We start from the raw sequence: 3,839 nt of genomic DNA, 5'->3' as shown, positions 1-3,839 counted from the left end.
TGTGCTTTGTACTATAAGTCAGTACACAACTTTAAGCCTATTCAGAATAGCATTTTTCGATCGGCTGTAAAGTGATTTAGATTAAATTTTCACAGAGAGTCAACTAGCGATCCGCTTGCTAACGTTGGGCAATAAAAAAGACCGTTGTGATTACAACGGCCTTTTAAGATAACTAGATTTAACGCTTTAAGCGTGTGTAAAACCAAAGTCTAATCGGCACCCACATGCTTGAGCATATTTCATCAGTGTCTTGACGGTAGGGTTTCCAGTCCCCTTTTCAAGCCGAGAAATATTGGACTCTTTTGTTCCCATGCGCTCAGCTACTTCTTGCTGAGTTAACCCTGCTGATTCTCGCATCGAAAGGAGTGTATTGATAAACTTAAACTCAGACTCAAGCGCATCATACTGGGCTTTTACTTCTGGATTCGCTAACGCTTTTTTCCTTAGAGATTGTAAGCTACTCATATTTAACCTCTTTCATTCTATCTTTGGCTAACTTAATATCTTTTTTAGGTGTTTTCTGACTCTTTTTAACAAAAGCATGAAGCACATTGATATTTTTACCATCAAGATAACAAAATAGACCGCGACCAATACCCTCTTGAGCTTTCGCACGGATCTCAAAAAGTCCATCACCCATTGCTTTCGTGTGGGGTTCACCTAAATTAGCCCCATGCATCTCCATCAGTTCAAGCAGCTTTAACATTCTTGCTTGCACCTTTGGTGGCATATCTAAAATAGCGTCTTCCACTCCATCATATAGTTCAATGACCCAGCTCATAGTTGCGTGCCTATTTTTTTTATTATAGCCATTTTACTTATCATATATGATAAGTGGCTTTTTGTCAAAATGACCATCTGAAAATGTTTCAATCAAAAAATAACCCCAACCAAATGGTCGGGGCTATTTTTATGCAGCAATTGGGCGATTTAACCACAGTATGACTCGCTTCAATCGCGGATGTCGTAACCATGAAAATGGCACCATATTAAGCTGCTCTTTCAAAGCATTCAGCTCTTGTTGACGCTTCGCCGCAACAATCGGCTCTGCATCAGCAAGAATATCGTAATAATAGCTCGTCGCTTTTACTACGTTATGATCTTCCTTATCAACGAGATGTGGAAAGCGTTCTGGCCACGAACGTGCTTTCGCATAAATCGTATCCATCACCTTTAGTGCTTTCTCTTCATCCCACGCAAAGTAATTCAACATGCGCGCTGTTGACCAAAGAACAGTGTCATAGGCATCCAACTCACGTTGGTACTGCGCTTCTTGCTCTAAAAGATTGAGTTTAGTTTGACCAGTCATAGTAATTCTCCTAACAAATAATGAAACGAGAAAAACTATTACCCCATTGGGAAAATAATCTTCCCGTGGGGTTGGTTCAAAGTCAGTTACGTCACGCTAATACGGACGAAAGTTGAAAAAGCTTTCCAGTTTCTCTTCGAAACCGCGACACGTCTCAGAAAGCGATTTAAGGGCGGTGTAGTTCCCGTGTGCTTTACACTATATGTCAGTGCACAACATTTACTCATATAAGAGTAAGGATTTTATCGTTGCTGTAAAGTGATTTTGAGCCAGAATTATGCAAAAAAGCCCACCAAATGATGGGCTCTACTTCTAATTGAGGCAACACTTCTTGTACTTCTTACCACTGCCGCAAAGACAAGGATCATTACGTCGAGGGATCTTAGGCGCCATGTACGGTTCTTCGATAAACTGCTCGAAAGGATTAAACATAAACATAGAGTCCCATTCATTATTACCATTCATCGATGCCCAGTTTTTCACAGACATAATATCGAATGAACCATAGTGATCACGTCTACAATCACACTCCGTTTCAAACGCCCAGTCCTTTATCTGATCGTTACTTAGCATTCCATGGTCAATAGAGTCTTTTTTTGCAAAACCTAAGTACATTGACTGAAACGAAGATAATTTTAAATCTATTAGGATCTCCCCCAGAACAGCCAAAGCGAAAGAGTGCTGATTAGCAACCATAACCTCAATCCATAAAGGAGCATGGTTGGCAAAATAATCCGTTGTTATCTCTGAATTAAACAACATATGCTTCAACACTCTCAGCATCCCAACTTTGACGTACTCGCCCGCTTTCATGCTGATAAGCATCTTATTTAACGGCTCCGCACGCCCCTCAGCAACAATGGCTACGATGTTTGGCAAATCCTCCGTAAGAGAGTCACCTAAAACGCACTCCAACGGTGAGTAATCAGCATCATCTTGGTCAAGGAATAGCATGAAGGACTCAAAGCAATCTTTTTCCTTACGATCCCCAATCAATAATACCGACCAAAACAAGAAGTTCTCTTCTTCTTCCGATAGTTCATTTTTAGTCACCGCGCGCTCAAAGGCCATGTTGATTTCTGGAACCAATAAAGCCCAATGTTCTCGAGCTGCAACTAATGCTTGCTCTGGGAATTTTCCATTGTATTGACTTAGCGCCGATATAATTTCTTGTACTGTCATGAGTTTATATTTGAATAGTAAATGATCGTCTTTTACCGTGAATGCTGCTCAAAAACAAGAATCTGCTCTCACCAAAAACCCTAATGAGATATTGTGCGCAATAATTCAGACTTTACGAGATGAATCAGGCTTATTGCAAAGAAACAAATAAGTCCGATTTAACCAACAATATTGCTTAATGATTACTGATAAACCACCTAACGATAGACTAATTACCTCTCTAACACTGACTATTTCGGGTGGGAAGCCTAGTTTGTTCATTTCCCATTCAGAAATAATATGTAACATAACCGCCACTCAAACAAAATAGAGCTAACACTATGAAAACAAAACTTTTAATGACTACGATTGCTATCGTCGCTTCTAGCAGTGTTTTTGCACAGGGCTTCACAGGTACAACTCAAAATCAATCGGGGTTTTCTGGACCAACTCAAGGCATTTCAACGGTAAAACAAGTACTGGATTCAGAAATGTTCAGTGACGATATGCCAGTAACGCTAACTGGCAGAATCAAAGCCTCTCTAGGCGGTGAAATGTATCTATTTGCCGACACCACTGGTGAAGTAACAGTTGAAATTGAACATGACAAATGGTTTGGTCAATCTGCATCACCAACAACCAATGTTCAACTCATTGGCGAAATCGATAAAAATATGTCCGGTGTCAAAGTGGACGTAGATGTCGTTAAAGTACTTTAAGAAAATTTTTCACAAACACTTCACACGATTCAAGTGACAATAAGAAATCTAAATTGTAAGAAACTCATTTTATGAATAAAACATTACTTGCTGCAGCTCTCTTAGGCTCATCTTTTAGCGCAATTTCAGCCCCTTATATTGGGCTAGAGTATGGTTTTGGTTCAACAAGCCATGATTCACAAAGCCATTTTCCAACGTCTCCGACGGTTAAACTCGACCCATCGAACGAAGACGGTATTTTGAGCGGCTTTATTGGCTATTAATTAACACCATCATGGGCAATTGAATTAGGTTACAGCCAATTTGACCTAGAAGATGACCGCTCTAAGTTCATCGGGTCAGATGGAACGAAAAAAACAGAAGAAGAATGGGAAGCGAGCGTAAAATCTAAGCAATTTTCATTGGCTTCAGTATATACGCACAATCTAAACGATAAATGGCTAGCTAAAGTCAAAGCTGGGCTTACGTACACTCAATATGACGTAAATGGCTCTCACTACGAAGAAACGGAATACCATGCATCAGAAGTAGAAACAATCAAACCTTATAGCGGGTACTCTGATTCATCAAATGAAGTGGGGGGGTTAATTGCTGTTGGTACTGAATATAAAATACTCCCACAATTGACTGTGGGCGCTAATGTGAAATAG

Annotated in this window: 6 protein-coding genes and 1 pseudogene; 3 read left to right on the top strand and 4 right to left on the bottom strand. The window is 40.0% G+C overall.

What is annotated here, in order from left to right:
• Positions 1–186: 186 nt before the first annotated feature.
• The 4 genes from RH85_RS11695 to RH85_RS23475 all read right to left on the bottom strand — a co-directional run bounded on the left by RH85_RS11695 (position 187) and on the right by RH85_RS23475 (position 2,491).
• On the bottom strand, positions 187–465 hold the full coding sequence (locus RH85_RS11695; RefSeq protein ID WP_006712450.1) for a helix-turn-helix domain-containing protein: 279 nt from the start codon (positions 463–465) through the stop codon (positions 187–189).
• Entirely contained in the window at positions 458–781 is a 324-nt protein-coding gene (locus tag RH85_RS11690) for a type II toxin-antitoxin system RelE/ParE family toxin (protein ID WP_006712449.1), read from the bottom strand. The genes RH85_RS11695 and RH85_RS11690 overlap by 8 nt, the downstream gene beginning before the upstream one ends.
• A 129-nt stretch (positions 782–910) precedes the next feature.
• Entirely contained in the window at positions 911–1,309 is a 399-nt protein-coding gene (locus RH85_RS11685; protein WP_006712448.1) for a hypothetical protein, read from the bottom strand.
• A 312-nt stretch (positions 1,310–1,621) separates the two neighbouring features.
• Positions 1,622–2,491, bottom strand: a complete 870-nt coding sequence (locus RH85_RS23475; RefSeq protein WP_006712447.1) for a DUF1186 domain-containing protein — start codon at positions 2,489–2,491, stop codon at positions 1,622–1,624.
• A gap of 320 nt (positions 2,492–2,811) precedes the next feature.
• Between RH85_RS23475 and RH85_RS11675 the strand changes: the two genes are divergently transcribed.
• From RH85_RS11675 to RH85_RS23465, 3 genes and pseudogenes are all read left to right on the top strand, one after another.
• A complete protein-coding gene (locus tag RH85_RS11675) occupies positions 2,812–3,189 on the top strand; it encodes a NirD/YgiW/YdeI family stress tolerance protein (RefSeq protein ID WP_006712446.1) in 378 nt (125 codons plus the stop codon).
• Between the two features lie 71 nt (positions 3,190–3,260).
• A complete protein-coding gene (locus RH85_RS23470) occupies positions 3,261–3,452 on the top strand; it encodes a hypothetical protein (protein WP_241210392.1) in 192 nt (63 codons plus the stop codon).
• Between the two features lie 15 nt (positions 3,453–3,467).
• Positions 3,468–3,839: pseudogene (locus RH85_RS23465) on the top strand (AcfA family outer membrane beta-barrel protein); the annotation flags it as partial.

It is taken from the genome of Vibrio ichthyoenteri ATCC 700023 (assembly GCF_000222605.1).
Taxonomy (GTDB): domain Bacteria; phylum Pseudomonadota; class Gammaproteobacteria; order Enterobacterales; family Vibrionaceae; genus Vibrio; species Vibrio ichthyoenteri.
Note: the sequence above shows the minus strand (reverse complement) of the source record. Positions and strands in the feature narration are given on the sequence as shown.

What these genes read in the sequence shown, in the direction of transcription:
- RH85_RS11695 (WP_006712450.1), bottom strand. Translation starts at nt 465, where the DNA reads ATGAGTAGCTTACAATCTCTAAGGAAAAAAGCGTTAGCGAATCCAGAA.
- RH85_RS11690 (WP_006712449.1), bottom strand. Translation starts at nt 781, where the DNA reads ATGAGCTGGGTCATTGAACTATATGATGGAGTGGAAGACGCTATTTTA.
- RH85_RS11685 (WP_006712448.1), bottom strand. Translation starts at nt 1,309, where the DNA reads ATGACTGGTCAAACTAAACTCAATCTTTTAGAGCAAGAAGCGCAGTAC.
- RH85_RS23475 (WP_006712447.1), bottom strand. Translation starts at nt 2,491, where the DNA reads ATGACAGTACAAGAAATTATATCGGCGCTAAGTCAATACAATGGAAAA.
- RH85_RS11675 (WP_006712446.1), top strand. Translation starts at nt 2,812, where the DNA reads ATGAAAACAAAACTTTTAATGACTACGATTGCTATCGTCGCTTCTAGC.
- RH85_RS23470 (WP_241210392.1), top strand. Translation starts at nt 3,261, where the DNA reads ATGAATAAAACATTACTTGCTGCAGCTCTCTTAGGCTCATCTTTTAGC.